This window comes from Microbulbifer sp. JSM ZJ756 (genome assembly GCF_044383805.1).
GTDB classification, from domain to species: domain Bacteria; phylum Pseudomonadota; class Gammaproteobacteria; order Pseudomonadales; family Cellvibrionaceae; genus Microbulbifer; species Microbulbifer zhoushanensis.
This window is the reverse complement of sequence record NZ_JBISER010000007.1, coordinates 204,362-228,592: the sequence shown is the minus strand read 5'-3', so window position 1 is coordinate 228,592 and position 24,231 is coordinate 204,362. Positions and strand designations below refer to the sequence as shown.

At 58.9% G+C, this 24,231-nt stretch carries 16 protein-coding genes; 6 read left to right on the top strand and 10 right to left on the bottom strand.

Features of this window, described 5'->3' with window-relative positions; translation table 11 throughout:
- The first annotated feature begins 79 nt into the window (after window positions 1-79).
- Complete coding sequence (locus tag ACH6CX_RS13045; RefSeq protein WP_396675522.1) at window positions 80-991, top strand: sugar phosphate isomerase/epimerase family protein; 912 nt, start codon at window positions 80-82, stop codon at window positions 989-991.
- A 95-nt stretch (window positions 992-1,086) separates the two neighbouring features.
- Here ACH6CX_RS13045 and ACH6CX_RS13040 read toward each other — a convergent pair whose 3' ends face one another.
- Together ACH6CX_RS13040 and ACH6CX_RS13035 are read right to left on the bottom strand one after the other, a co-directional pair.
- Window positions 1,087-1,785, bottom strand: a complete 699-nt coding sequence (locus ACH6CX_RS13040) for a DUF4386 family protein (RefSeq protein WP_334079295.1) — start codon at window positions 1,783-1,785, stop codon at window positions 1,087-1,089.
- Between the two features lie 85 nt (window positions 1,786-1,870).
- Window positions 1,871-2,251 (bottom strand): VOC family protein, encoded by a 381-nt coding sequence (locus ACH6CX_RS13035; protein WP_334079296.1) that lies wholly within the window; start codon window positions 2,249-2,251, stop codon window positions 1,871-1,873.
- 292 nt (window positions 2,252-2,543) lie between these two features.
- Here ACH6CX_RS13035 and ACH6CX_RS13030 point away from each other — a divergent pair, with 292 nt between their 5' ends.
- Genes ACH6CX_RS13030 through ACH6CX_RS13020 form a run of 3 tightly spaced genes read left to right on the top strand, consistent with a single transcriptional unit; the run spans window position 2,544 to window position 4,591 of the window.
- Window positions 2,544-3,194, top strand: a complete 651-nt coding sequence (locus tag ACH6CX_RS13030) for a hypothetical protein (protein WP_334079297.1) — start codon at window positions 2,544-2,546, stop codon at window positions 3,192-3,194.
- Window positions 3,195-3,202: 8 nt separating this feature from the next.
- Complete coding sequence (locus tag ACH6CX_RS13025; protein WP_334079298.1) at window positions 3,203-3,775, top strand: hypothetical protein; 573 nt, start codon at window positions 3,203-3,205, stop codon at window positions 3,773-3,775.
- A gap of 24 nt (window positions 3,776-3,799) precedes the next feature.
- Window positions 3,800-4,591 carry a hypothetical protein gene (locus tag ACH6CX_RS13020; protein WP_396675521.1) on the top strand — a complete coding sequence of 264 codons (792 nt, stop codon included), beginning with the start codon at window positions 3,800-3,802 and terminating at the stop codon, window positions 4,589-4,591.
- Window positions 4,592-4,649: 58 nt separating this feature from the next.
- Here ACH6CX_RS13020 and ACH6CX_RS13015 read toward each other — a convergent pair whose 3' ends face one another.
- Together ACH6CX_RS13015 and ACH6CX_RS13010 are read right to left on the bottom strand one after the other, a co-directional pair.
- Window positions 4,650-5,471, bottom strand: coding sequence for a caspase domain-containing protein (locus ACH6CX_RS13015; protein WP_396675520.1), 822 nt, complete (start codon window positions 5,469-5,471; stop codon window positions 4,650-4,652).
- Between the two features lie 66 nt (window positions 5,472-5,537).
- Window positions 5,538-5,894, bottom strand: a complete 357-nt coding sequence (locus tag ACH6CX_RS13010; RefSeq protein WP_237061922.1) for a hypothetical protein — start codon at window positions 5,892-5,894, stop codon at window positions 5,538-5,540.
- Between the two features lie 292 nt (window positions 5,895-6,186).
- On the opposite strand from ACH6CX_RS13010, the gene ACH6CX_RS13005 reads away from it, so the two are divergent.
- A complete protein-coding gene (locus ACH6CX_RS13005; RefSeq protein WP_237061923.1) occupies window positions 6,187-6,978 on the top strand; it encodes a transposase in 792 nt (263 codons plus the stop codon).
- Window positions 6,979-7,219: 241 nt separating this feature from the next.
- Here the strand turns inward: ACH6CX_RS13005 and ACH6CX_RS13000 are convergent, their stop codons facing one another.
- From ACH6CX_RS13000 to ACH6CX_RS12990, 3 genes are all read right to left on the bottom strand, one after another.
- Window positions 7,220-7,678 (bottom strand): hypothetical protein, encoded by a 459-nt coding sequence (locus ACH6CX_RS13000; protein ID WP_396675519.1) that lies wholly within the window; start codon window positions 7,676-7,678, stop codon window positions 7,220-7,222.
- Window positions 7,679-7,790: 112 nt separating this feature from the next.
- A complete protein-coding gene (locus ACH6CX_RS12995; protein ID WP_237061927.1) occupies window positions 7,791-8,201 on the bottom strand; it encodes a hypothetical protein in 411 nt (136 codons plus the stop codon).
- A gap of 2 nt (window positions 8,202-8,203) precedes the next feature.
- Window positions 8,204-9,121 carry a hypothetical protein gene (locus tag ACH6CX_RS12990; protein ID WP_334079315.1) on the bottom strand — a complete coding sequence of 306 codons (918 nt, stop codon included), beginning with the start codon at window positions 9,119-9,121 and terminating at the stop codon, window positions 8,204-8,206.
- 119 nt (window positions 9,122-9,240) lie between these two features.
- Between ACH6CX_RS12990 and ACH6CX_RS12985 the strand changes: the two genes are divergently transcribed.
- Window positions 9,241-10,233, top strand: coding sequence for a transposase (locus ACH6CX_RS12985; protein ID WP_237061930.1), 993 nt, complete (start codon window positions 9,241-9,243; stop codon window positions 10,231-10,233).
- Between the two features lie 186 nt (window positions 10,234-10,419).
- Here ACH6CX_RS12985 and ACH6CX_RS12980 read toward each other — a convergent pair whose 3' ends face one another.
- From ACH6CX_RS12980 to ACH6CX_RS12970, 3 genes are read right to left on the bottom strand one after another with little or no spacing between them, the layout of a single operon-like run.
- A complete protein-coding gene (locus tag ACH6CX_RS12980) occupies window positions 10,420-10,740 on the bottom strand; it encodes a contact-dependent growth inhibition system immunity protein (RefSeq protein ID WP_237061932.1) in 321 nt (106 codons plus the stop codon).
- Window positions 10,733-22,102, bottom strand: coding sequence for a hemagglutinin repeat-containing protein (locus tag ACH6CX_RS12975; RefSeq protein WP_396675518.1), 11,370 nt, complete (start codon window positions 22,100-22,102; stop codon window positions 10,733-10,735). Before ACH6CX_RS12975 ends, ACH6CX_RS12980 begins: the two co-directional genes overlap by 8 nt.
- A gap of 59 nt (window positions 22,103-22,161) precedes the next feature.
- Window positions 22,162-23,766, bottom strand: coding sequence for a ShlB/FhaC/HecB family hemolysin secretion/activation protein (locus tag ACH6CX_RS12970; RefSeq protein ID WP_334079312.1), 1,605 nt, complete (start codon window positions 23,764-23,766; stop codon window positions 22,162-22,164).
- Window positions 23,767-24,231 lie beyond the last annotated feature (465 nt).

Genomic DNA, 24,231 nt, shown 5'->3' with positions numbered 1-24,231 from the left:
ACAGCACAGACTTTGTAGGAGCGGCCCATGGCCGCGATACCCTTTGCAATTCCACAAAAATAATCCGGGAGCCAACCCGATGCACAATCCATCCCGCCGCCAGTTCCTGAAAACGACCTCCACAGCCTTTACCGCCGCACTGCTGCCCATGGGGTGCAGCCAATCCACTGAATCCTCTCCCTGGTTCCGCATCTCCCTGGCCCAGTGGTCCCTGCACCGCACTTTCCACAGCGGCGACGCCAGCCCGCAAGACTTCCCGCGCATGGCCCGGCAGCTGTTCGATATCGAGGCGGTCGAGTACGTCAACCAGTTCTACGCCGACAGGCTCAGCGACAGCCTGGTCAACAACCTGCAAAAACAGGCCGACAGCGAGGGCGTGCAGAGCCTGCTGGTGATGGTGGATGGCGAGGGCCAGCTGGGGGCGGACTCTGAAGCTGAGCGCCGGCAGACGGCCAGGCGCCACCGGCGCTGGGCGGAGATGGCCCACGCCCTGGGCTGCCATGCGATCCGCGTCAATGCGCAGAGTTCCGGCAGCTATGCAGAGCAGATGAAAAAGGCCGCGGACGGCCTGCGCCTGCTGGCGGAGGACTGCGCGGACCTGGGCCTGAATGTATTGGTGGAGAACCACGGTGGGCTCTCATCGAACGGCCAGTGGCTGGCCGGGGTTATGCGCCGCGCGGATCACCCGCGCGTGGGCACCCTGCCGGATTTCGGCAATTTCGTGATCGACCGCGACAGCGGGGAGCAGTATGACCGCTACCAGGGTGTTGAGGAGCTGATGCCCTGGGCGAAAGCCGTCAGTGCCAAGAGTTATGATTTCGATGCGCAGGGCGAAGCAGTGGAGACCGATTTCCAGCGCATGATGCAGATCGTAAAAAGTGCAGGCTACCGGGGCTGGGTGGGCATCGAGTACGAGGGCAACCGGCTGGACGAGGCCGAGGGTATTCGCCAGACCCGGGAGCTGTTAAAAAGAATTCAGCGAGGCGGCTGACAGGCGGCATGCAGACGTTCTCAATGACAGCATACCGCCGGTGTCGCCCATCAGGCCCCGGCCGCTGTTCAAACTGAAACCTCTGGCCCGATCTCCTACCCGGCCGGCGTCGCCCCGGCGCCAGCGCTGACTTGCGGGCGCTGGTCCGGCACATCATTGCGTAGCATGAATATCCCCAGCCAGATAAACCAGGGAATCTGGCCCAGGCCAAACAGGGCCCCGAGCCCACCCAGGCCAGGTATTGCCGTCAGGATCCCGGCGAGCCCCACCAGCAGGCCGATCACGTTCAGCGGCCGGGGCAGCGCCCCCTGTTTCAGGGCCGCCCAGCTCAGCAAAAACACCCACAGGCCACCCACGACTTCCACACCACCACCCAGTGCGTCCTGGACCACACCGATGGACTGCCAGATAACCAGTGCCTGCCCCGGCTCAGAGGCATGGAGCCCGGCCACCCGCTCCAGGCCGATATTCGCCACCATACCACTGGCAATCACCAGCCCGGCCCAGATAAAGCCAAACACCGAAGCCGTCGACATCATTGCCTGTGCACGGCGCTTGAGGCGCTCGTGCAACGCATTGACCAGTACCACCAGGAAGCACCCGAACACCACGTAGATAAACAGGTTCCATGCACCCAGCACGGCACTGTGCTCGATATTGAAGGCCAGCCAGTCCGCCGCCACCATCTCCGCGGCATTGTCCGGGGAGAGCAGCGTCAGCATCACGGTGAAACCGACGATATAGGCGAGCGCCTCGACCAGGGCGGCTATGCCGCCCATTTTCTGCAGATTCATATCAACATCCCTGTTACATGATGACCCGATCCCGAGTCACAGGCCGGCCGTCACCCTGGCCACCCTGAATCGTGAAGCGGGGGCTTCAGGCCACGCGATGCATCGCACAGATCTTGTTGCCCGAGGGATCGCGCAGGTAGGCCAGGTACAGCTTCATGCCCGAGCCCTCACGCACCCCGGGCGGGTCCTCGCAGGCGACGCCACCATTGGCCAGGCCCTGGGCGTGCCAGGCATCCGCCATTTCCGGGCTTTCTGCAGCAAAACCGATGGTGCTGCCATTGCCATGGCTGGCCGGGTCGCCATCGATCGGCCGGGTCAGCGCGAAGATGCCTTTGTCGGAAAAGTAAAAACAACGACCCTTCTCATCGAAAACGCCCGGCTTGTAACCCAGGGTCGCCAGGATCGCATCGTAGAATTTCTTCGACTCTTCCAGGTCGTTCGCACCGACCATTACATGACTGAACATTCGCACTTCCTCAACTGGATTACCAACGGCTGTTCACGCCGCAGTGCGACGCGCGCTGGCTGCCGCAAACAATAGGGCAGTCGCGGCATCGTAGCCCTTCCCGGTCAGCGCGCGCAATCCCCGCAATGACGCACAGGGACGGGCGGAATCTTAGGCGGGGCCAGTAGCGGCTGTTATTGTGCTCAGGTCCCGATACGCATAAGATTCACGATGATGTGGCTGTATAAAAAAGAAACCCCGCCGCACTTCACCTCCCCCGCGGGAATTGCGGCACTGCATAAAAGGAACTTACGTGCCACGTATTGTCCTGACCTTACTCGCCGTCCTGCTGGCAGGAGGCTGTAGCAACACCTCCGAAATCGAGCCGCTCATTCCCACTTATCCCAAAATCACCATCGAGCGTGACAGCGCGCCACCACTGGTGATCGAGAACGACGGCAGCCCCAACAGCCAGAAACTGTTTTTTATGGCCAATGAGGTCATCGCACTGGACGAGGAGATCGAGCAGTGGCGCCAGCGGACCCAGGGTGATCCGGCAGTCCTGCAACTGATGGTAGATACCATCAGCCAGAACCGGGCCGATGCGGCAGCGCAGCTGGAGTCGGCCTGGCAGGCTGCCAATAGCCGATCCTGGGCATCACTTTCGGAACATATCGAATCAGCCGATAAAAACATCCAGTCCGCACGTGGCGCGATAGACAGTGACGTTCCGGATAGCGCCTACTGTCGTACCCAGATTAGTGCGGCCAGCGAGGGCTCATATATGCACTATATGCCGGAGGGTGCATTTCGCGCCGGTGGAGAAGACTGGACCAGCTACACCCCCGGCTCGAAGATCAAGATCGGCAATTACCGCTTTCGTGTTTCCGGCAATGACCAGGTGTTCAATGAAAAGATCACCATCCTGCAGGACCCGTTTATCCACGTGATCCAACCTCTCTAGTGGCGGCCATGGATATCAGGTCGTCACTGGAAAACATTGGCTCCCTCTGGGCTGCAGCTACGGCTGCGGTGGTGGCCGGTCCCCTGGGAGTCTGGGCCGGGGAAATAGATCCACCGGACCCCGCAGGCCTTGCGGTAAAGATGGCCGTTCCCTTCTGCTGCATCTGCCTGTTCCTGGTATGGATCTGGGGCCCGGCCCTGGGCCGGACAGCGCGACGGTTGCTGGCAAGCGCAACACTGTTGCTCGGGTTACCGGCACTGGCCCTCTACCTCCTTACCTATTTCAGTGTCGTCGTCTCCCAGCCGGTCCCCACCCAGGACGGCACACGAAACATCCGCGTCACCATCGGCAATGAGTACCGCCCCGGCGTCGAACCCGGCAACCTGTTGCCGGCCGAGCTATTGATGGATTATGCCTTTGATCCGGGCAAGATCTGGACGCCGGCCTCCATCAGGCATAACCAGGTAAAACTCAATGGCCTGTTTATCCTCAGCTTTGCCCTGCTCTCCACTGCCCTCGGGCTGATCGCTGTCAGGCCGACAACCGGGAAAACACAGGACGGCACAGAAGTACCGGCCTAATCACAAGGAACCATGGAGCAACGGATGCCCACCTATATCAGTAGAGCGCTTGCCTGCTCCCTTCTCATCGCAGCATCGCCCGTGCTTGTCGCCCAGGCTGGGGAAGACGCGCCGGGCCTGGAGATCCACAAATTTGGCGGGCTGGAGATGGGCTACGGTACCTATGCCTTTCCGGAAAAACTCGACCAGACCATCGTCTTCCCGGTCGCAAACCTCACCGGCGGCCTGGCCTACCAGCGCTTTAACCTTGCCCTGAATATTTCCGGCTCGGTGGAAGATGCCGAGGTTTCCGAGGAGGACTTTATCGGCGACGCCAGCCGGCAGGACCTGGATATCACGTTCGGCTACCAGGCCAGCGACCTGTTCAGCGTTTTTATTGGCTACAAGTCGGGGGAGACCAACCTGGACCTGTTTGTCCGGGACAGCGCCACGCGCGCGACGGATTACGAGTATTACCGGCAGTCCGGGCCATTTGCCGGAATCAATATCGGCAAAAGCTTTGCCAATGCCGGCAAACTGGATTTCTCTGTCGCCTATGCCTCACTGGATGCCGACAATCGCTTCTTCGGTGACGGCGATGGCGTCGAAGCCGGCGAAATGCTGGAGTTTGATGACATCTACGGCAAGACCAGTGGTAGCAGCAGCGGCTATTCCATCAACCTGGGCTGGACAATACCCATGTCCGGCAGCCTGCTGTTCCGCAGCAAGCTCCGGTATAACAGTTACCAGCAGGATATCCGTTTCGGCAGCGCCCGCTTTGACAGTGTCAGCGAACAGTCCACCATGCTGCTGACGGGAATTATCGGCGTATTCTGACCGGTAAACTCTCGCCAGTTAACCTCCGCCAGTTAACTTCTGGACAGGACCCTGTCCGCTAGAAACTCACCACATTGGGAATCTTCTTGTTCCTGGGTGGGGCAAAGTAGAAGGTTTCCAGCAGCGAGGAATGCTCCCACGGCGTCTGGCGGTTATCGGTAGCCCGCAAAACGTCGCGGCGCACTTTCTTGAACAGCTCCTCGGCAGTTTCCGCGCGGGTAATATGCCGCAACAGCGCCCGCGTATAGGTGCCATTCCTGCCCCGGCCATCCTCGGCCACATTGCCGGGCTCGGTGGCGTAGGCAATCAGGGTACTGGGGGGCGCTTCCACCATCGCCAATCCCGCCTGGATTTGCCTTAACTGGGACTCCACCGCCCGGGTCTTCCTGAACGGATTGTTGCGGCAGGCATCGAGGATCACGATATTCTGGCTACTGCCGGACTGCTCCACTTCCCGCAGCAGCTCATTGATCGAATACGCGTTGGCGACCAGCTGCATGGGGTCATCGATGGATACCCCGACCGGTACCAGGTAATTGGTATTCTGCAGCTGCACCCCGTGGCCGGCGTAGTAGAACACTGTCACCGCATTGTCGCCGGAGACGGAACGATAGAATTCGGCCACCGTCGCCCGCAGCTGCTGCGGGTTCATATCTGTGGCCAGGGTCGTGCGGTAACGCAACTTCCGCAGCTTTTTGGCCATATCCCGGGCATCATTGACCGGGTTCCTGAGCGGGGCAAACGCGTAATCGCTGTTACCGATCACCAGCGCATAGCGTGGTAGCGCCTCATCGTAGGCACTACAGAGGCCGGCAACCAGGGTTGCCGACAGGAAGAGAAACGCTTTCAATCCACCATTGCGGCTGCAATCCTTTATCACCGCGCACTCCTATATTCCTGTCCTTGATGCCATGGAGGCAGAAGCTTTGCCGGGCGAAGGAACGCCTCAGGAAGACTCGGAAGATTGTACCGGTGCCGAGATGCCTCCACCCCCGTGATCCACGGATTTACCCCCCGCGGAATTGCCGAAAACCCGTCGCAGCAGCGGCAGGCCCCGGCGCCAGCCGAGAATGCTCTGCGCCGCAATCACACCGCCATACATTGCGCCGGCCACGCCGCAGCTCATGATGTCCTGCCCGGTCAGGTACAGTCCCTTTATACGGGTCTTCGGGCGCAGCCAGCCCTGCTCAAAGCGCTGTGGATCGTGGTCCAGGCCATAGATCTCCCCGCGCTGGTATTCACAGAACCAGGCGGTGGAGAGAGGCGTGGAAAGTTCACAGCGATTATTAAAAGGGACACCCATCAAATACAGAGAATCCTGCGCCCTGCTTGTTGCACTCTTTGGCTAGCCATGCAGAATACTGTTTATTCATCCAGCAAGCTGATATCTACCGATGACCAGGCCGCGTAAGACCCTGATCTGCCCGAAAACCACTCCATACTATCACTGCGTATCGCACTGTGTTCGGCGCGCCTTCCCATGTGGACTGGACGATCGTACCGGGAAGTGCTTTGAGCATCGCCGGCAATGGATTGAGGACCGCATATTCTCGCTCTCCCACGTATTTGCGCTTGAGGTCTGAGCCTATGCCGTGATGAGCAATCACTACCATGTGGTGCTGTATGTGAATTCCGCACAGGCGGCTGACTGGGACCTTCGCGAAGTAGTAGAACGCTGGCATCAGCTATGTAAGGGTTCGAGCCTTTCCCAGCGTTTCGCCTGTGGGGACACCCTGGGCTCGGCCGAGCTTGACCGTCTTACCGAGGTCGCTGAAAGCTGGCGTGAGCGCCTTACAGACTTCAGCTGGTTTATGCGCTATCTCAACGAATCTATCGCCCGTGAGGCCAACCGGGAAGACCGGTGCACCGGTCGATTCTGGGAAGGGCGCTTCAAGTCCCAGGCCCTGCTGGATGAGCGGGCACTGGCAGCCTGTATGACCTACGGGGACCTGAACCCGATTCGTGCCAAGATGGCTGAGACACCGGAAGATTCCGACCATACCTCGCTCCAGCGGCGTATTGCCGCGGCCAGGGGTGGCGGCTATCAGCCTGATCAGCTATTCCCCTTCGTGGGCAATCCCCGGCAATCCATGCCAGAGGGGATGCCCTTCCGCCTGTCGGACTGCCTGGAACTGGTGGACTGGAGTGGGCGCTGCCTACGGGAGGATAAACGCGGGGCTATCGACAGCAAGCTGCCGCCGATCCTTGAACGACTGCAAATTGATCCCCGGCACTGGCTATACCTGAACCGTAACTTTGAGAGCCGCTTCAAGAGCCTGGTGGGTAGTGCCAATGCTGTACGCCAAGTCTGCGAGCAGCTGGGCAAACGCTGGGTGCACGGTATTCGCGACTGCGAGCGTTACCTTTCCCCACCTTCGGTCACGTAAAACCTAACTACGCTTTCAAATAGCGCCATCGCATACCTGATGCGAGGAATCATTACGCCTCCATAGAGTGGTCTGGCGCGGACACCCACAAATTAGCCCTTTACTCCGTCGAGCACCCATCCTCAATCACACAGAAGCAAGGTCCGTAGAAGTTGGCCTCAAGATAAATAATTAATGGGTGTCCTTTTTATTAGGTATTAGGTGACCCCTAATATTGAAATACATTCCCTGCTGTTTCCGGTTAACCTAGCACGTTAAATTCATTACGTAGATATTCAATTAAACCAGAAAGGTCCTCAAAAGCAACTGGACCAAAACCTGGCTCATATTTGGCGATATATTGCTTGGGGGTTACTCCCAATTCTTTGGCCTTATCCTTTATCTCCCATAGCCGCGCAGGCTCTATTGTCCAATTAGTCCCCGGCAAATCTACACGTTTATGCTTAGTCAAGGTCCAGCTTATGCACCCCACGTACCCCTCTATTGCACGCTTCAAACGACTCACAGTTTCCGATTTTTCGTTCTTGAAACGAAAGGAAACTGATGGGGGATATTGAGTTTGTTTTCTTAATACCCATTTACCTTTCTCTCTTGCGACATACTCGCTAGCAGTACCTTTCCTCCACTCGGCCTCACCAATTAACTCAATAAGCTCCAATAAAGGTTTACACTCATTTTTCGCAACAGGGATATCATCCATTATAAACCTCACAACTCATCAGAGAATGACACGCCTTCAGGATTTATGTTGTGTATCTCTTTGCGGACGGAACGACTACGGAGGCATCTGCCGATTCAGCTCACTCTAAACTTTAGTTATGGGTATCCTTTACTTTTATTCGCACTTGGTAACTTTTTTCATCATTAATAAATGTCATTCCGTCTAAAAACACAAGACGACTATCTATTATTTTTCTGTACTTCTCTTTAGTGCGCGACGTTAACGGAAACTTGCAATTTGGGCACTTCATCTCATTTCTTACAGAAAACCCGTAGTGCTTGCCGAAATTTCTATTTTCCTCATAGGTGCGAGCTACTTTTTCTAGCAACTCTTCTTTATCAGCCATTTTCGCCAACTGTTCGCTAACCAACAAAGAAAATCCATCTTTTGAGTACATCCCGATCCAGTTTTTATTGATTAGGCTTAGCCAAGAATACCTTAAGTTAAATGAGCATTTAGGGCACTTTATTTCTTTTCCAGTTCTTTCTAGTACAGGGTCCATAACTAATCCTCGACAATGACTTTTATTTGTTTAACACCGTCGCCACCATTAGAAGGAATACTCTCTACAACCAACTCTGGACCTCCACCAGGAAGACCCTGACCATCACCTAAAAACAGTTCATTTCCGGCGTCACCGACTGGGCATCGCGGACAGCGTTCGCCAATATTAGAGATTACTGAAAGCGTATTTGACTTTTCTAAACTGCCCGGATTTAAGCCAAGGTCAGATTCAAGTTCATCAGCTTGGTGTCTTGTTATTCTAATTTCAGATGCTCCTTCGGGAATTGGACCAATTACGCTTTCAATAGCTTTTGAGTCAGTCACAAACGTTCCATCAGCACCGATAGACGGGTACTCGTCTATCGTGCTGTCTGGGGTAATGTTTAATCCTGGATCAAATACTTCATTTGGTATCTCATCTTCAACAGTTGTATTTTTAGCATCACCAGAAACCACCTCCCTCTCAGGCGTATCAAATTCCCCATCCACTCGAGTCTGCGCAGTATCCCATTCAGGCGTTTCCGATGCATCCGCCGAATCAGCGAGACGACTACTATCAGGCCCGCTATCCGAACTACCGCCAGAGTCTTCTCCCCAATCGCCATCATTGGATGTAGGTTTTTCAGGCGCATCCAGATCCGGCGCCCTTGCCCTGGCAACTGGAATAATCGCAGCCATTCCGGATAAACGTGCCTGGTTTTCCTCACTCAGGCTATTCCAGTTGGAAATGACCACATTGCCGGTGGCATCGTCAAGAGCGAAAAGGACCTCCGCACCGGCTTCCTGTACAGACTGCAGGGCGCCCAGTGCCGCCTCCGTCGCCTCCGGGTGATTCGCGTAGGCTGTCTCTATCAGGTTGCCGAAGCCCGCGGCGATCTCGTCCGAAACCACACCATTGCCACCCAGGTCCTGCAGCACGGCGTAAGACGATAAAAGGGACACCCATTAAATAAAGACAATCCTGCGCCCTCCTTGTTGCACTCTTTGGCAAGCCATGCAAAATACTGTTTATCCATCCAGCAATCTGAAATCTACCGATGACCAGGCCGCGTAAGACCCAGATCTGCCCGGAAACCACTCCATACTATCACTGCGTGTCACGCTGCGTACGACGCGCCTTCCTGTGTGGGCGGGACGAGCGTACGGGACAGAGCTTTGAGCACCGCCGGCAATGGATTGAGGAACAACTTCTTTCACTCTCCCGTATATTTGCGCTGGAGATCTGTGCCTATGCTGTGATGAGCAACCACTACCATGTGGTGCTGTACGTGAATTCCGCACAGACGGCTGACTGGGACCTACGCGAAGTAGTGGAGCGCTGGCACCAGCTGTGCAAAGGTACGAGCCTTTCCCAGCGTTTCGTCCGTGGAGAGGCCCTGGGCTCCGCTGAGTTTGCCCGCCTTGCTGTGGTCGCAGAGAGCTGGCGTGCGCGACTTACCGACATCAGCTGGTTTATGCGCTATCTCAACGAGCCCATCGCCCGTGAGGCCAACCGGGAAGACCGGTGCACCGGTCGATTCTGGGAGGGCCGCTTCAAGTCCCAGGCCCTGCTGGACGAGCGGGCACTGGTAGCCTGTATGGCCTACGTAGACCTGAACCCGATCCGGGCAACAATGGCCGAGACACCGGAAGATTCCGACCATACCTCGGTCCAGCGGCGTACTGCCGCGACCAGGGATGGCGGCTATCAGCCTGATCAGCTATTCCCCTTCGTGGGCAATCCCCGGCAATCCATGCCAGAGGGGATGCCCTTCCGTCTGTCGGACTACCTGGAGCTGGTGGACTGGAGTGGACGCTGCCTACGGGAGAATAAACGCGGAGCTATCGACAGCAAGCTGCGGCCGATCCTCGAGCGCCTGCAAATTGATCCACGACACTGGCTTTACCTGAACCGGAACTTTGAGAGCCGCTTCAAGAGCCTGGTCGGTAGCGCCCATGCTGTGCGCCAAGCCTGCGAGCAGCTAGGCAAACCTTGGGTTCACGGTATTCGCGACTGCGAGCGCTACTTTTCGCCACTGTCCGTCCCGTAACAGTTTTTTGTTCTTTTAGATAGCGCCATCGCATGCTAGATGCGAGAGAACTCGCTGCTTCCACAAAGCCTATTGGCGCAGCCTTCAACATATTATTTACTTTCGAAAAAAATATTGATTGATCTGAATCATAACGTATACGCAAACGTGATTCGTGCGTATCTATTCAGTTAATGGGTGCCCCTTTTACACTCCCTTTTTCTTTTTCAATTCCTTCTCCAAGGATTCTTTAATCTCTAAAAGCCAATCAAGGCTAGATATTCCATCATCACCCGGGTTGTAGTTGCACCCAATCTCTTTCCCCAAAATCTCATCCAACTGAGAAGACTCATAGCAACATGAAACTATTTTATTAATCTCATTTATTGCTAAACTTTTTTCTTCATCTTTTGACTGAGCAACAGCATCATAAAGTATTTCAGATGCCGGCCTACAGTCATATTCGTACCAACACTGATAAAACGGGCCCGCTAACAAATTAAATAACGCTGGATATCTTTTACTCATCAATTGGGTGACCTGTGATTATTCGGTAGCCATTTGGGCTCGTTGAGTCAGCCTGCACAACCACTCTAACACCATTGACATTAGATGCAGTAGAGCTTTTTGCAGGAACGTATCGGCCAGTTGGCTGAACAAAAATTGAGTCGAAAGCTTTTGGCTTAGAGCCTGGATTGCTTTGCAACCAAGAATTTATTTCAGCCTCATTCCTGTTCAACGTTTGATTTACATAATGCTCAGCAGCTTGCTTGCTAGAGAAAGAAGAAGAGCCACCCAGCGGTATACGCTGCCCACCTGTACCATTGGATCTTGCAATCAACTCTGCATCAGATAATCCGACATGCCTCTCCAACAAGTGCCCACCATTTCTACTTCCTGGTGGTATATGATTCTCATGATAATCTAGATCAAAGCGGTCGCCATCATTTCTGGCTAAAAGGTCACCAGCCTCAGCATCAGCTGCACCTGGCTCGACCCCCGGATTCGAACCCGAATAAGTTTCAACCCCTCCTTTACCATCAGACCCAATATCCGAACCATCGCCTGAACTTCCTCCCCAATCGCCGTCATTGGATGTAGGTTTCTCAGGCGCATCCAGATCCGGCGTCCTTGCCCTGGCAACTGGAATAATCGCAGCCATTCCGGATAAACGTGCCTGGTTTTCCTCACTCAGGCTATTCCAGTTGGAAATGACAACATTGCCGGTGGCATCGTCAAGAGCGAAAAGGACCTCCGCACCGGCTTCCTGTACAGACTGCAGGGCGCCCAGTGCCGCCTCCGTCGCCTCCGGGTGATTCGCGTAGGCTGTCTCTATCAGGTTGCCGAAGCCCGCGGCGATCTCGTCCGAAACCAGACCATTGCCACCCAGGTCCTGCAGCACGGCGTCGAAGGCCGGTATGGCGATTTCAGCCAGGACTTCACCTTGCGTCGGAATAGTTTCTTGTGATTCCGGCACATCCTGACTTTCTACATCGTCGGATTGGGGGGGTCCTTCCAGGGTGATTTCTGCATAGTCATAGGTATTGCCTTCAGAGTCCCCAGGCATCGGAGGAGTGCTTTCCTCCTCTATGGTGCCAGTTTGCTCTCTATACCAGCGCTCTCGCTCCTCAATGGTGCGAGCCATTGCTTTCACTTGGGCAAGCAGTTCGGCGTCGTCAATAGTACCGTTATTGAATGCTTCAAGGAGCGCTGTGTAGCCGGCCCGAAGTGTTTGCCCCAGTGGAGTTTCTGCCCACTGCTGGATACCTGCTTCAATCGTTTCAAGGTCTCCAGCGATGGTGTCGATCAGCCCTTCTTGTAGTATCCGGTGATCAACGGTTACATCGATATTCCCTTCCTGCCGCTCAACCTCGAAAAGCTCCTTTTCGGTGCTCTTCACATCGCGATTGAGGCCCGCCAGGTCTCCATTCTCCTCACTGTCCTCATCCCGCACAGTGATATTACCCTGGCCCACAGTCGCGAGGGTCTTGTCCTTGCTGTACTGACTCTCGTTGCTGTACTGAACATTGGAGGTGTTCAGGCGCAGGTCGTCGCCGGTCGCGTCCTGAGCATTCTGCTGTGCCGGATCGGCGGGGTTGCTGCCCGTGAAGCCGACACTGGTGCTGGCACCGGCATTCTGCTGGCTGGTGTAGTCGGTATTGCTGAGGTCGGCGTAGTCGAGGGTTTCGGTGCTGAGCTCAAGGTTACCGAGGTCATTACCCTCCTCGTCCACGGTGGCTACCAGTGCGCCGGTGATCTGCGTGTGTTCACCGACGTCGATATCGGCCGCGCCGCCGGAGGTGAGGCTGGTGAGCACGGTTTCCTTGCTCTGGTAACTGCCGTTGGCACTGTTGGCGCCGCCGTTGACACTGGTGAGGCCGCTGTCATCTCCTCCGCTGGTGCCGAAGCCACCGCTGATACCGGCGCTGTTATTTGAGCCGCTGGCGCGGTTTTGCTGGGATTCGACGGTTAGGTCGCCACCCACGGCCACATCCAGCTGGCTGCCCGCATGCACGTTTGCGCCTGCCAGGGTGGTGTCACCGCTGCTGTTGAGGGCGATCTGGTCAGCGCTGAGGGTACTGTTGTTGTAAGTGGTTTGCCGGTCCCGGGCCTGGCTTCTATCCATGCTGCCGCTGACGGTTGGACCACCGCCGGCACCGTAAAAGGTTTGCTGCACGCTGAATTGGCCGTGGTCGGTCTGGGTGCGCTGGCTGGCGGTATCGCGGCTGGCTTCAATAGCCAGTTCGCCGGTATCGATGGCGATCTGGTTGTCGGCCTGCAGGTGGCTGCCGCGGATTTGCGTGCTGCCGTCGCTGGTACCGTCCTCATTGCCGGTGTTGATGGTGATGTTCTGGCCACTGAGGTTGCTGGCCAGGGAGCTGGTCTGCTGGCTTTCGCTACCGGTACGGGTGGCGTCGACATCCAGCTGCACGCCGGCATTGAAGCCGTAGGTGCCACTGCTCTGGGCTGCGGCGGCGGTCTGCTGTGTCAGCGCAGTGGTCTTTGAAGTGACCTCCGCAGCGGCGGCAACAATGCCGGCCTGGTACCACTCCTTGTCGCCTTCGGCATCGTCGATGATCTGTTTCAGTTCAACGATATCCTCCTGGCTAACACCGGGGGCCCCGTTCTGGTAGTCGGCTTCCAGCTGCTTGAGGGTGCCCTTCAGGTTTTTCAGGTCTTTTTCATATTTGCGGTAGTCTTCCTTGGCCTGCTTGAGGTTATCGGCGGCTTCGTCCAGGGCTTTGGCCGCCTTGGCCACTTCCACAGCCTGGTGCTGGACCACCACATTGAGTTCGGCGCTGCCGCTGGTTTCCTCGCTACTGGTTTGCAGGCTGTCCCTGGCTTCCCTGATGACGACGTTTTCGCCGGCGAGCGCGATATCGCCGGCACCGCTATCGTCGGTATCGGCGATCAGGTTGGAGCCTTCCACGGTCAGGTCGCCGATGGCATCAAGGCTCAGATCGTTGCCGGCGGTGAGGTTACTGCCCCGGTAGCTGACTTCGGTGCTTTCGCTGTCGACGGCACGATACTCGGCGTCGGCGAGTTTGATCTTGAGCTGCCCGTCTTCGGACTTGACCAGCTCGTCGGGGTTGGAGAGGCTGCTGGCCACGTCGCCGAAGCTGACCCGCGTTTCCTCTTCGCCGTAGGTGGTTCGGCTGGTCTCGCGGGCAGCGAGGATTTCGATATCGCCGATATCTGTTTCGATGTTGAGGTTATTGCCGGCACCAAGGTCTGAGCCGATCACCGTGGCGCGGCCACTGTCGATATTAAGGTTGTTGCCAGCACTGATGTTGCTGCCCTGGGCACCGGTGGTCTCGGTGGTGCCGGCGCGCTGTTCGGAGGCGTAGAAGTCGCCGCCAGTAAAGTAGCCGCTGTCTTCTGACCAGCTGCTGCTGGTTTCCAGCACTTCGCCGGCGGCTATCAGCAGGTCGTCCACGGCCGTGAGGTTGATGTTGCCGGTGACGGTTTCCAGGTTGCTGGCGGCAATGGTGATATTGCGCGCGGCGTCGAGGCTGATATCGCCCGCCGCACTCTTCAGTTCGGCAGCAGCCAGCTGTAGCTGAGCGCTGGCCTGGCCTGCGCCTTCACTGCCGAGGGGCCCGGATTTGCTGCTGGCGTGGTAGTGGCTCTGCCGTTGCTCACTGGCGGCAATGGTGATGTCGCGCCCGTCCAGGACGATATCATCTTCGGCATCCACCTGGCTGCCGAGGATCGCGATATCGCCTTCGGCAACCATGGCGACGCCGCCACCGGCGGTGATGCTGCTGCCGACCACTTCTTCGGTGTAGTGCTGGGTGGCGGTGGTTTTTTCCGAGCTCAGGGAGCTGCTGGCTTCCTGCTTGTGATAGTAATCGTAGTTACGGGTATTGGTGGCGGATTCGATCAGCAGGTCACCGCCGGAGACCAGGCCGATATCGCCACCGGCGCTGACTTCGGCACCGCGCAGGCTGGTGTCGCCACCGCTGCTCAGCAGCAGCTGCCCACCGCCGCGGACACTGCTGCCGACTTCTTCGGTATGGCCCTGCTTCAGGTGGTAGTTGTCACCGCCGACCGTATTTTCCTGGTACTGGGTCTCCACGGTTTCCAGGCCGAGGTCGCGGCCGGCGCTGACCTGCGTTGCGCCGTCACCGCTATTGACGATCTCGGCGGCCTGCAGGGTGAAGTCGCGGCCGGCAGTGGCCACCAGGTTGCCCTTGCTGACGTAGAGTCCGGCGATGCGATCGATATTGGTGCGGCTGAAGTCGCTGAGGCCGGCGCGGTTGCTATCACTCTGGGTAGTGGCGGCAATACTGATATCGCGGCCGGCGCTGACGGCGAGGCCGCTCTCGGCATCGATGGTGCCGCCGATATTGTCCAGGTCTTTGCGGGCGTGCAGCGATACCTGGTCGCCGGTAATTCGACCGCCGAGGTTGCGGAGATTCTGCCCGGTAATTTTGACTGCGCTGCGGCCGGCAATGGTGCCGGTGTTGGTGAGATCCTGGGCCAGGTCAAACTGGACGCTTTCGCCTGAAATCAGCGTGCCATTACCGTCCAGGTCACCGGGGCGCGCGCGGACGTAGACCTGGGGCACGAGGGCGGTAGTAGTGCTGCCGTCCGGAAGGGTGACGGTTTCCTCCACCAGCCAGACGATATCGCTGGTGAGCTGTGCCATCTGCTCGGCGGTCAACGCCACACCGGGGCGCAGGTCCCAGGCTTCGGCGTAGGTGGCCCCGGCTTCGAGCAGGGCGCGGTACTGGTCCTCATCACTGGAGTAATCGCCGAGAAAACGGCGACCGGTAAGCTGGGCAACCTGTTCACGAATCAACGTCTGTTCGTAAAAGCCGTCGCCCAGGCGTTTATGCACCAGGTCCTGGTCGTAATCCAGAGCGTCCAGCAGGTAGTCGGAAGAAAGCCAGCCGCGGTAACTGGCAAAACGTGGGTCAGTTTCGATCAGGTAGTCGCCACTCTCCGGTTGCACCCGGAAGAGGCTGCTCTGGGGGATGGCGGTATCGGCGCCCACGGTGCGAATTTCTGTGGGAACGGAGCCATCGGCCCGCTGCGTTGTGATGCCCGCGCTCGATTGTGGGCCTGTGGCGGCGCCTGCTGTTTGGCCTTCCCCGACGGATGCACCGTCGGTGGTGTCGATCTCCGGGCGCCACTCGCTCTGCGGGCCGTCGGTTTCATGAAGGCCGGCCACCACCGCTTCAATCTCACGGGAGTCAGTACTTGCGTCCGCGCTGTCACGGCCGCTACCGCTGGCTGCCGTATCGGTATTGCGGTCGACAATACTGTAGCCGTCTCCCGCGCCGCTCAGGTTTTCCTCGGCTCTGGCTAAACCCAAATCGAAGCTGGTGACTTGATCGCCAGGTGCGTATACCGACTCCTGGCCCCATTTGCGTTTATGGTCGTCATCCCAGCCGGTAAGCTTGACCCAGGTTGCGCGGCTGGTGCCTATTTCGTTGATCCGGTATTCACCCTCGGCGTCAATATTGTCCAGACTGTCCTGGTCAATGATCAGGGCGCCACCGGCGAGAATCTGGCTTTTGTCATTCACCAGCTCGCCGCCTCGCAGGGTCATATCACCACCGGAGCGGATAACAGCCGGAGCGCTTTCGGTTACCTGGGTTTCGTATTCGGTGCGAGTGACTTCGTATTGCGTCCAATCTTCGACGCGCTTGCCGGATGGATCATAGTAGGCGCCAACACCCTTCCAGTTGGTATAGGTCCAGCCCAGCGCGAAGAGTTCGCTTTGCGTGTATTTGTCCTGATATCCCTTGGGTTGGATCAGCACGATATCAGTGGGCCCGGCGACCTGTATCTCCGCGCTGGCAAAGTGCTCGTTGCTGTTGAGCAGGCGCGTGGTGTCAATGGTGAGGCCCCCGAGGGATTCGATGGTGGCACTGGCGTTATGCACAAAACCGGCACGGCCAGTGGCATGGCCATTTTCATCCAGCTGGCCGCCGATATTCAGTGCCTCGGCGCCGGCACCAGCGCTGAAGATCAGGGATTCTTCCCGATTGATCAGTGAGCCGGTGGCAATATCGAGTCGCTGGCGGGCGGCGATAACCGCGGACCTGGTTTCACCTCCGAGGCTCTCCTCCCTGTTGGTGATCGTTTCGGCCTGGATTGCAATATGGTCGCCATAGATGCGACCGCTGCCGATATTATCGAGGGTGTCGGTGTCGATGCGGGTTTGGGCACCGTCGATCAGGCCGCGGTTGGTCACGCTCTCGCTGGCGCTCAGCTGCGTGAAGCCACCGCTGATTTCGCCGCCGGCTGTATTGTCGATATCCGTGGCGCGGAGAAGAAGCTCGCCGGCCTGGATGGTGCTCTCGTTAATGAGCAGGCCATCGGTATTGATCTCGGCCCTACCATTAGCGGTGACTTCGCCAGTATTGGTGAAATCCCGCTTCAGGGTGAGGGTGAGCTCGCCCTGCGAGAGGATACGCCCGTCACCGCTGAGGCTGTCGGCGGTGATTGTCTGCGACGTGCCGGAGAAAAGGGTGCCGAGCGTGTTGCTGACAACGTCGACGGTCAGGCCAAGTGTGTCGGCGGAAGAGATTTCGCCGCGGGTGTTGTCGAGCTGGCTGCCGGTGATCTCGATGCGCGTATCCGCGGCGACCAGGCCATTGCGGTTTTCGATGCGGCCGGCGCTGAGGTCGATGCTGTCGCCCTGAAGACCGAGAGGGCCGAGCGGGGTTTCTCCCTGCGTATTGCGGGTGTCGACAATTGCCGCTGTGATACTGAGGCCACTGCCGGCACTGATCAGGCCGGCATCGTTGTCGGCAGTGCCGGTGAGCAACACCCCGAGATCGCCGCCCGAATGGAGAACACCGCCGTTATTGCGCAGCTCTGTCCCTTGCAGGTCGACATTGCCGCTGCCACCGAACTGGCCACCGCTCCGATTGTCGAGCACATCGCTGCGCGCGATGAGGTCACCCCCGGCATGGACGAGGCCGGCGCGGTTGTCCAGCGCGCCGGTCGCGAGTACCAGGCTACCACCACTGACGAGTCCACCGCTGTCCCCGGCGTTGGTGTTGACCAGTGCCTGGCCGGCGGTATCCAGGTGTAGGTTTCCGGCGGATTGCAGTAAGCCGCCGTCATTGCCCAGGGCGCCGCTCCGGATATCGAGGGTACCGCTGGCCGAGGCAATGGTGCCGCCGTTGTTTTCAAGGTTTTGCCCGCGGGTATCAATAGTCGTATTGCCATTGAGCGTGCCGCCCAGGATCTTGCCGCCGGCATTGTCGAGGCCGAAGCTGGCGAGGGTCAGGTCGAGGGCCGCCTGGATCGTGCCGCCGCGGTTGTCGGTGAGGCCCGCGATATCCAGCTCGACACTGTTCTCCAGGGAGGCGATGACACCCTGCTGCCGGTTGCTCAGGCTGTCGGCACCCAGGATCAATGCGCCATTGCCGACCAGCGTACCGCCATCGTTGTCCAGTTCTTGCGTGGCGATGTCGACCGCATCGCCAGCGTTGACGGTACCCGCGCTGTTATTGAATGTGGCGGCAACAAGTTGCAACTCACCGCCGGTGGCAATCAGGCCAGCGAAGCTGTTGTCCAGCAGGTCTTCGACGGTAAGCCGGAGGCCCGATGCACCGGCCGTCTGCAGGCTGCCACCGGTATTGATGAGGTTACCGGCCACAATGCTGGTGTCACTATCGGTGATCAGGCTGCCGTCACTGTTATCGAAATTTCCACTGATCAACAGTTGGCTGGGATCGAAACCCGCAGCCTGCAGGGTGCCTTCGCGGTTGCTCAGTTCCCCGATGCTGAAATCGAAGGCGCCATTACCGGCGATGGTGCCGCCGTTATTGTTCAGGTTGCCGGAGACCTGGAGTTGCAGCGCGTCTTCCCCGGTGGCTATCAGGCTGCCTTGCGCGGTGGTGAGCTCACCGGCGCCTATCGTGATCCGCTCGGCACTGGTGGTGCCGCCACTGACATCGACACTGTCGCCGGTGACAGCAAGCGTGCCGTTGCTGGCAATGGTGCCGCCGGCCCCCTCGAGACTGGCGACGTCGATCCGCAGGCTACCGCGGCCGGCGTGTTCGATGCGGCCTGCGCTGTTGTCGAGGGTCGTGGCGCTGAGACGCAGTTCACCGCCGGCACCGATCAGGCCGGCGAGGCTGTTGTCCAGCAGCTCCTCGACGGTGAGCTGCAGGCTGGATTCACCGGCCGCTTGCAGGCTTCCGCCGCTATTGATGAGACTGCGAGCAGTGATATCAGTATCACCGCCGGCAATCAGGCTGCCGCCGCTATTATCAAAACTGCCGCTTACCTGAACCCGGCTGGCACCGGTACCAGCGGCCTGCAGGTTGCCTTCGCGATTGCTGAGTTCACCGATACCCAGCTCAAAGGCGCCATTGGTGGCGAGGGTGCCGCGGTCGTTGTTCATGCTGCCGGTAACGGAAAGTTGCAGCGCTTCTGCGCTAGAGGCGACCAGGCTGCCTTCCGCATTAGTGAGATCGCCGGCGTCTATTGTGATGCGCTCGGCACTGGTGGTGGCGCCACTGAGATCGACGCGGTCACCGGTTACGAGGAGCGAGCCATTACTGGCGATACTTCCACCGGGACCCTCGAGCGTGACGGCATCGATCTGCAGGTTGCCATCGCCGGCGTGTTCAATCTGGCCGGCGGTGTTTACGAGGGTTGTGGCGGTGACCTGCAATGTGTCACCAGCACCAATCTGGCCCGCAAGGCTGTTGTCCAGGCGCCCTGCAACCGCCAGCCGGAGACTGGATTCGCCGGCCGCCTGCAGGCTGCCAGCGGTATTCAGCAGTGTCGCCGCATCGATGTCGACATCACCGGCGGTGATGAAGCGGCCTTCAGTGTTATCGAAACTACCGCCCACCTCAATTTGACTGTGGCCAGTGCCGGCCACCTGCAGGCTGCCCTCACGGTTGCTGAGTTCTCCGGCGCTGAGATCCAGGGCGCCATTGGTAGCCAGGGTGCCGCGGTCGTTGTTCAGCGTACCGGCAATATCAAGTTGCAACGCCTCTTCACCCGTGGCCACCAGGTTGCCATCGCTGGTGGCGAGGTCGGCACTAACGATGGCAATGCGTTCGGCACTGGTGCTGCCACCGCTGAGATCGATTGTATTGCCCGTGAGGGTCAGGTCACCGTTGCTGGCAATGGTGCCACCGGCACCTGCAAGGCTGTCGGCAGCGATTTGCAGGCTGCCGGTGCCCGCGTGCTGGATACTGCCGCCGGCATTGCCAAGGGTGCCGGCCTGAATCTGCAGGTCACCGTTACTGGCGATACTGCCACCCCGGGCGTTGTGGGTGCCGTTGTCCAGGGTGCCGGCCACGGTGATTGTATTGTCCTGCTCGCCGCTGCCGACCAGGGTGCCACCGCGGTTGTCAAAATTGTCCGCGTCGAGGGTGATGCGGCTAGCACTCAGGGTTCCGCCGCGGTGGTCGGCATTGCCGACGTTAACTTGAGCTTCGCCCGCGGTGGTAATGGTACCGGCGGCACCGCTGAAGGTATCGGCCCGCAGCTCGAACCCCGCGCTGCCGGCATGGGTGATCCGGCCCTGTTCATTGACCAGGGTATGACTGTCGATGGTCAGTGTCCCAGCGCGGGTCTCAAGAGTGCCATCTCTGTTGTCGAGCGTGCCGGTAATTTGCAGGGCAAGATCATCGGCATCATTGTGGACCAGATTACCGCCGCGGTTGGAAAATTCCCCGGCCGCAAAGGTAAGGGTGTCCCGGAAAGTCAGCACGCCGCCGTCGTTATCGACACCAGCGGCTTCGATACGGGCGGCATCACTGACAATCAGGTTGCCGTCACGGTTGTGCAGGTCGCCGCCTTGCAGGGCCAGGCGGCGTGCACCGAGCTGGCCGCCGCTGTTATCGAAGCCGCTACTGATATTCAGGTCCACGGCACCGCCGGCAACGATCTGGCCACCGTCATTGTCCAGGATGCCGGCAATGTCGATAACACCACCCGCCAGCGGCGCAGCACTGGGTGGCGGGCTGGTACTGCCATCGCCATCCCCATTACCCGCGTCGGCGCCATCTTCCGGCACCGGGCTGTCGTCTGCCGGTGTGCCGTTATTGCCGCCCTCAGCCCCGCCGCCATCACCAGACAGCGGCTGCGACAGCCCGATGCGGCCACCATCCCGGTTACTGAGAGATCCGGTGTCAATGGCCAGCTCTTGCGTTCCGGTCTGCTCTATAGTGCCGTCACGGTTGCGCAGGGCATCGGCACTGAGGTCCAGGCGCCGGGCATTGAGCGTGCCGCCGCGATTGTCGATATCAGCACCCGTAGAGAGGGACAGTTCGCGCGCGGCGCTGAGGGTTCCGGCGTTTGCCAGGCCACCGGTAGCACTGACCTGCGCGTCGCCGGTGGATTGCAGGGCACCGGTATTTTCCAGGCGGCCATCGACGGTCACCACCAGGCCCCCGGCCTGGGCACCGATATCGCCGGCATTGCGCGCCCCGAGCCCCTGTTCATTGCCCACCAGCCAGATTTTGTTGGCGTACATCCCCCCCAGCGCGCCCACGTCCAGGGCGAGCTCCGGCTGCGCGGCATAAGCGTCACCGCTGGCCGCGGATTCGGCCGTGGCGGTCACCTGCTGGTGGTCCGCACTGACGCGATTGGTCCCGAGGGTGGCCCGCAGTTCATTGGCCCAGATGCCACCGTGCACTTCCAGCGCGCGGGCAATGATATTGGTGTAATCCACCCGGCTGGTGTCGAGGCCGGCGCCCTCCACACGGATAGCACCGCGCTCCACCCGGTAGTGGTCCAGGGCACCGCCGCTGAGAACCGGGCGGCCGGTAGTGAGGGTAACGCGAGGGGTATTGATAAAGCCGCCGCCGTTAACCTGGATGCCCGCCGGGTTAGCGATGACCACTTCGGCGCGGGCACCGGCCACTTCGATGTATCCGTGCAGGCGGCTGGGGTCGGCGGAATTGACTTCGTTGAGGATTACCTTTGCGGTGCCGGTCGCCAGCCACGGGTTGCCCTGAACCCAGCCGCCAAGCTGGGTCTGGGTATCGCTGCGCGAATTATTGAGGATCGCACCGTCACTGCCCACATCAAACTGGCTATACAGGTTGCGTGACACCCCGGCCTCGCTCGGCGTGGTGATGTTGACCAGGGGCACGCCATTGGGGGCGAATATCACTGTCGGGCGCTGTCCACCCGGTGCCTTGGGATCGGCGAGGATGCGTCCCTGCACCTGCGCCATTCCTACCGGCTCCGCCTCGGCCAGGGCCGGCGCGGCCAGGCCCACCCACCCCAGCGCCAACCACAGGCCAAAACTCAATGGGCGCAAAGTCGCGGAAACCCCGCTGCGGCGCCCGGCGCAGGCGCTGCCCGTATTACCCCCACCCCGCGCGGTCACCAGCTCTGATGCGACCTGCCAGACTCCCAGCGTGCAGTTATAGACAGTGCGAAAAACATGATTCATGGGACGTCCTTGTTCCTTTCTTTTTCCGGCTATTACTCAATGCACTGAAAAGCCCGATATCAAAATGAGGCGTTCATACGGAACCCGGCAGTGATGCCGGAAGCGGGAAAACCCTGCGGCTTGTAGATCGGGGTACCCCCGAAGGTATCCCACTGAAAATTACCCCAGCCGCCGCGCAGGCCGAGGGCGATACCGGCCAGTTCATTGCCCGACTGCCAGCCGGCGGAGGGGCCGCCGATTCTTCCGTAGTCCAGGCCGAGATACAGCTGCCGCGCGCTGCCCAGTGGCAGGCCGAGTTCATTGCGCAACAGCCAGCCGCGTTCGGCAGAAAGGGTTGTTTCCCCATCGAAACCCCTCACCGTATAGCGGCCGCCAATGGAAAAAAGGTCCTGGGGTACCAGGGATGTGCGATTCCACTGCGCGCGCCAGGATCCGCTGTAGCGCAATTGGTAGCGGCTGACCTGAAAAGGCAGGGCGAGTTGCGCGCTGGCAGTGATCACCTCCATGCGCGATGTCCCCTCATCGAATGCCTCCTCTGGTGCGGCCTGCGCAGCAAAGGCGCCGGTACCACGACGGTAGGCCAGGCTGGCTTCCAGGGTTGCCGGGCCGATAAATTGCTTGTGGGTCAGGCCGGCTTCCCATCCGGCTGTGCGCCGGTTCTGGGCCAGGATTTTGGTATCGTCAATCAGGCTGTGCGATTTGCGCCACCAACCCCGGGCATAGGCGCCGGTTTTGGAGTTTGCATCGCGATACAGCAGCCTCGTTGCGCGTAGATCGGCATTGCGGCTGGAACCGCTGTACTCATAGGAAGCATAGGGGCCGACCACCGTCTGGCGGTAGTCGTAGCTGCTGGCGGTTACTCCCAGGAGCCAGTAACCGTAGGGCACATCATAGTGTGCGGTCCAATTGCCGGTATCTTTCCCACCGCCGTTAAAAACGCTGTTTCCAACGTTGAGATACAGCAGGTCATTCAGCATCCACCCGTTGTCCACGGACAGGGTCGCAGCGGCCTGCAGCTTTCCCGTCGCTTCACTGCCGGAATCATCCAGAGAGATATTGGTGCGCACCATTGCGGGCTGCTGCCAGGCGATGAGGAGATCGCTTTCCCCCGGTTCGGCGCCGTAGCGGTCAGAGGGCGCGATACGGATATCGGCGGCTACGGTGGGAATCCGCTGGAAATTTTCCAGGCCCTGCTCGATATCGCGCAGGTTCAGCAGCTCACCCGTTTCCGCCGGCAGGGCATTGCCGAAGGTAGCCCGGGGGTCGGTGTCGTCGATAAAACGGATTTCACGGATACGGCCGGGCACAAGCGTCAGCGTGAGCACACCAGTGTTCAAGTCCTGCGGTGCGGCCAGTACCCGGGTGGTAACGTACCCCCTGGCGATAATCGCGTTCTGAACGCGCTTCATAACGATATTGATACCGCTGGTGCCGAGGCAACGCCCGGTAGCCGGGTCTTCGGCAGGATCGGCTGCATTCAAGGCCCACCGGAACCGGCGAGCCTCGTCTCCCTCGAGGAGAATTTCCCGGATGGGAAAACAGGGATCCTCGCTTATTGGAATAAATTCCATTTCTGCAATGGAACCCGGATCCCTGAAACGCACATCAGCTTTTTTTTCCTGCTGCTCACGCAACGCCCGCTCGCGCTCCTGCTGGCGCTGCAACTCCTGAGTGTGTGATTCTGCGGGGAGAGGGCCCTGTGCTGCGGTCAGCAAAGGTAATGCTGCCAACAGAAAAGTGGCTACTGTTCTAAAATATTTCGGCATGGGTACAATACGCTCACTTCCCTGTACAGAACGGTAAACCTGCATTTATTTATTCTAGGGAAACCGCTCTTTAATAATCCTTCGAGCACACACTGCGAATCGAACCGCGTATTATACGCAACTCATATAATGTATACAGAGGTAAGCGGCCCAGGTAGTGATCAACCTTTTTATGCCATTACCCTTCGAGCAGCCCGGGAAATAGTTTTCTGGCAACTCTGCGGTCAAGCACCGTGATTCTGCGGCCGTCGTATCTGATTGCAATAGACAGGTGAAGTAATCATTGATCGCTCCCCTTTCTGCCGGGAAGGTCGAGCAGCCGCCCCCAGTAGCCACTCTCCAGTCGATATAAAGCTGGTACTT

What these genes read in the sequence shown, in the direction of transcription:
- ACH6CX_RS13045 (WP_396675522.1), top strand. Translation starts at nt 80, where the DNA reads ATGCACAATCCATCCCGCCGCCAGTTCCTGAAAACGACCTCCACAGCC.
- ACH6CX_RS13040 (WP_334079295.1), bottom strand. Translation starts at nt 1,785, where the DNA reads ATGAATCTGCAGAAAATGGGCGGCATAGCCGCCCTGGTCGAGGCGCTC.
- ACH6CX_RS13035 (WP_334079296.1), bottom strand. Translation starts at nt 2,251, where the DNA reads ATGTTCAGTCATGTAATGGTCGGTGCGAACGACCTGGAAGAGTCGAAG.
- ACH6CX_RS13025 (WP_334079298.1), top strand. Translation starts at nt 3,203, where the DNA reads ATGGATATCAGGTCGTCACTGGAAAACATTGGCTCCCTCTGGGCTGCA.
- ACH6CX_RS13020 (WP_396675521.1), top strand. Translation starts at nt 3,800, where the DNA reads ATGCCCACCTATATCAGTAGAGCGCTTGCCTGCTCCCTTCTCATCGCA.
- ACH6CX_RS13010 (WP_237061922.1), bottom strand. Translation starts at nt 5,894, where the DNA reads ATGGGTGTCCCTTTTAATAATCGCTGTGAACTTTCCACGCCTCTCTCC.
- ACH6CX_RS13005 (WP_237061923.1), top strand. Translation starts at nt 6,187, where the DNA reads ATGAGCAATCACTACCATGTGGTGCTGTATGTGAATTCCGCACAGGCG.
- ACH6CX_RS13000 (WP_396675519.1), bottom strand. Translation starts at nt 7,678, where the DNA reads ATGGATGATATCCCTGTTGCGAAAAATGAGTGTAAACCTTTATTGGAG.
- ACH6CX_RS12995 (WP_237061927.1), bottom strand. Translation starts at nt 8,201, where the DNA reads ATGGACCCTGTACTAGAAAGAACTGGAAAAGAAATAAAGTGCCCTAAA.
- ACH6CX_RS12985 (WP_237061930.1), top strand. Translation starts at nt 9,241, where the DNA reads ATGACCAGGCCGCGTAAGACCCAGATCTGCCCGGAAACCACTCCATAC.
- ACH6CX_RS12980 (WP_237061932.1), bottom strand. Translation starts at nt 10,740, where the DNA reads ATGAGTAAAAGATATCCAGCGTTATTTAATTTGTTAGCGGGCCCGTTT.
- ACH6CX_RS12975 (WP_396675518.1), bottom strand. Translation starts at nt 22,102, where the DNA reads ATGAATCATGTTTTTCGCACTGTCTATAACTGCACGCTGGGAGTCTGG.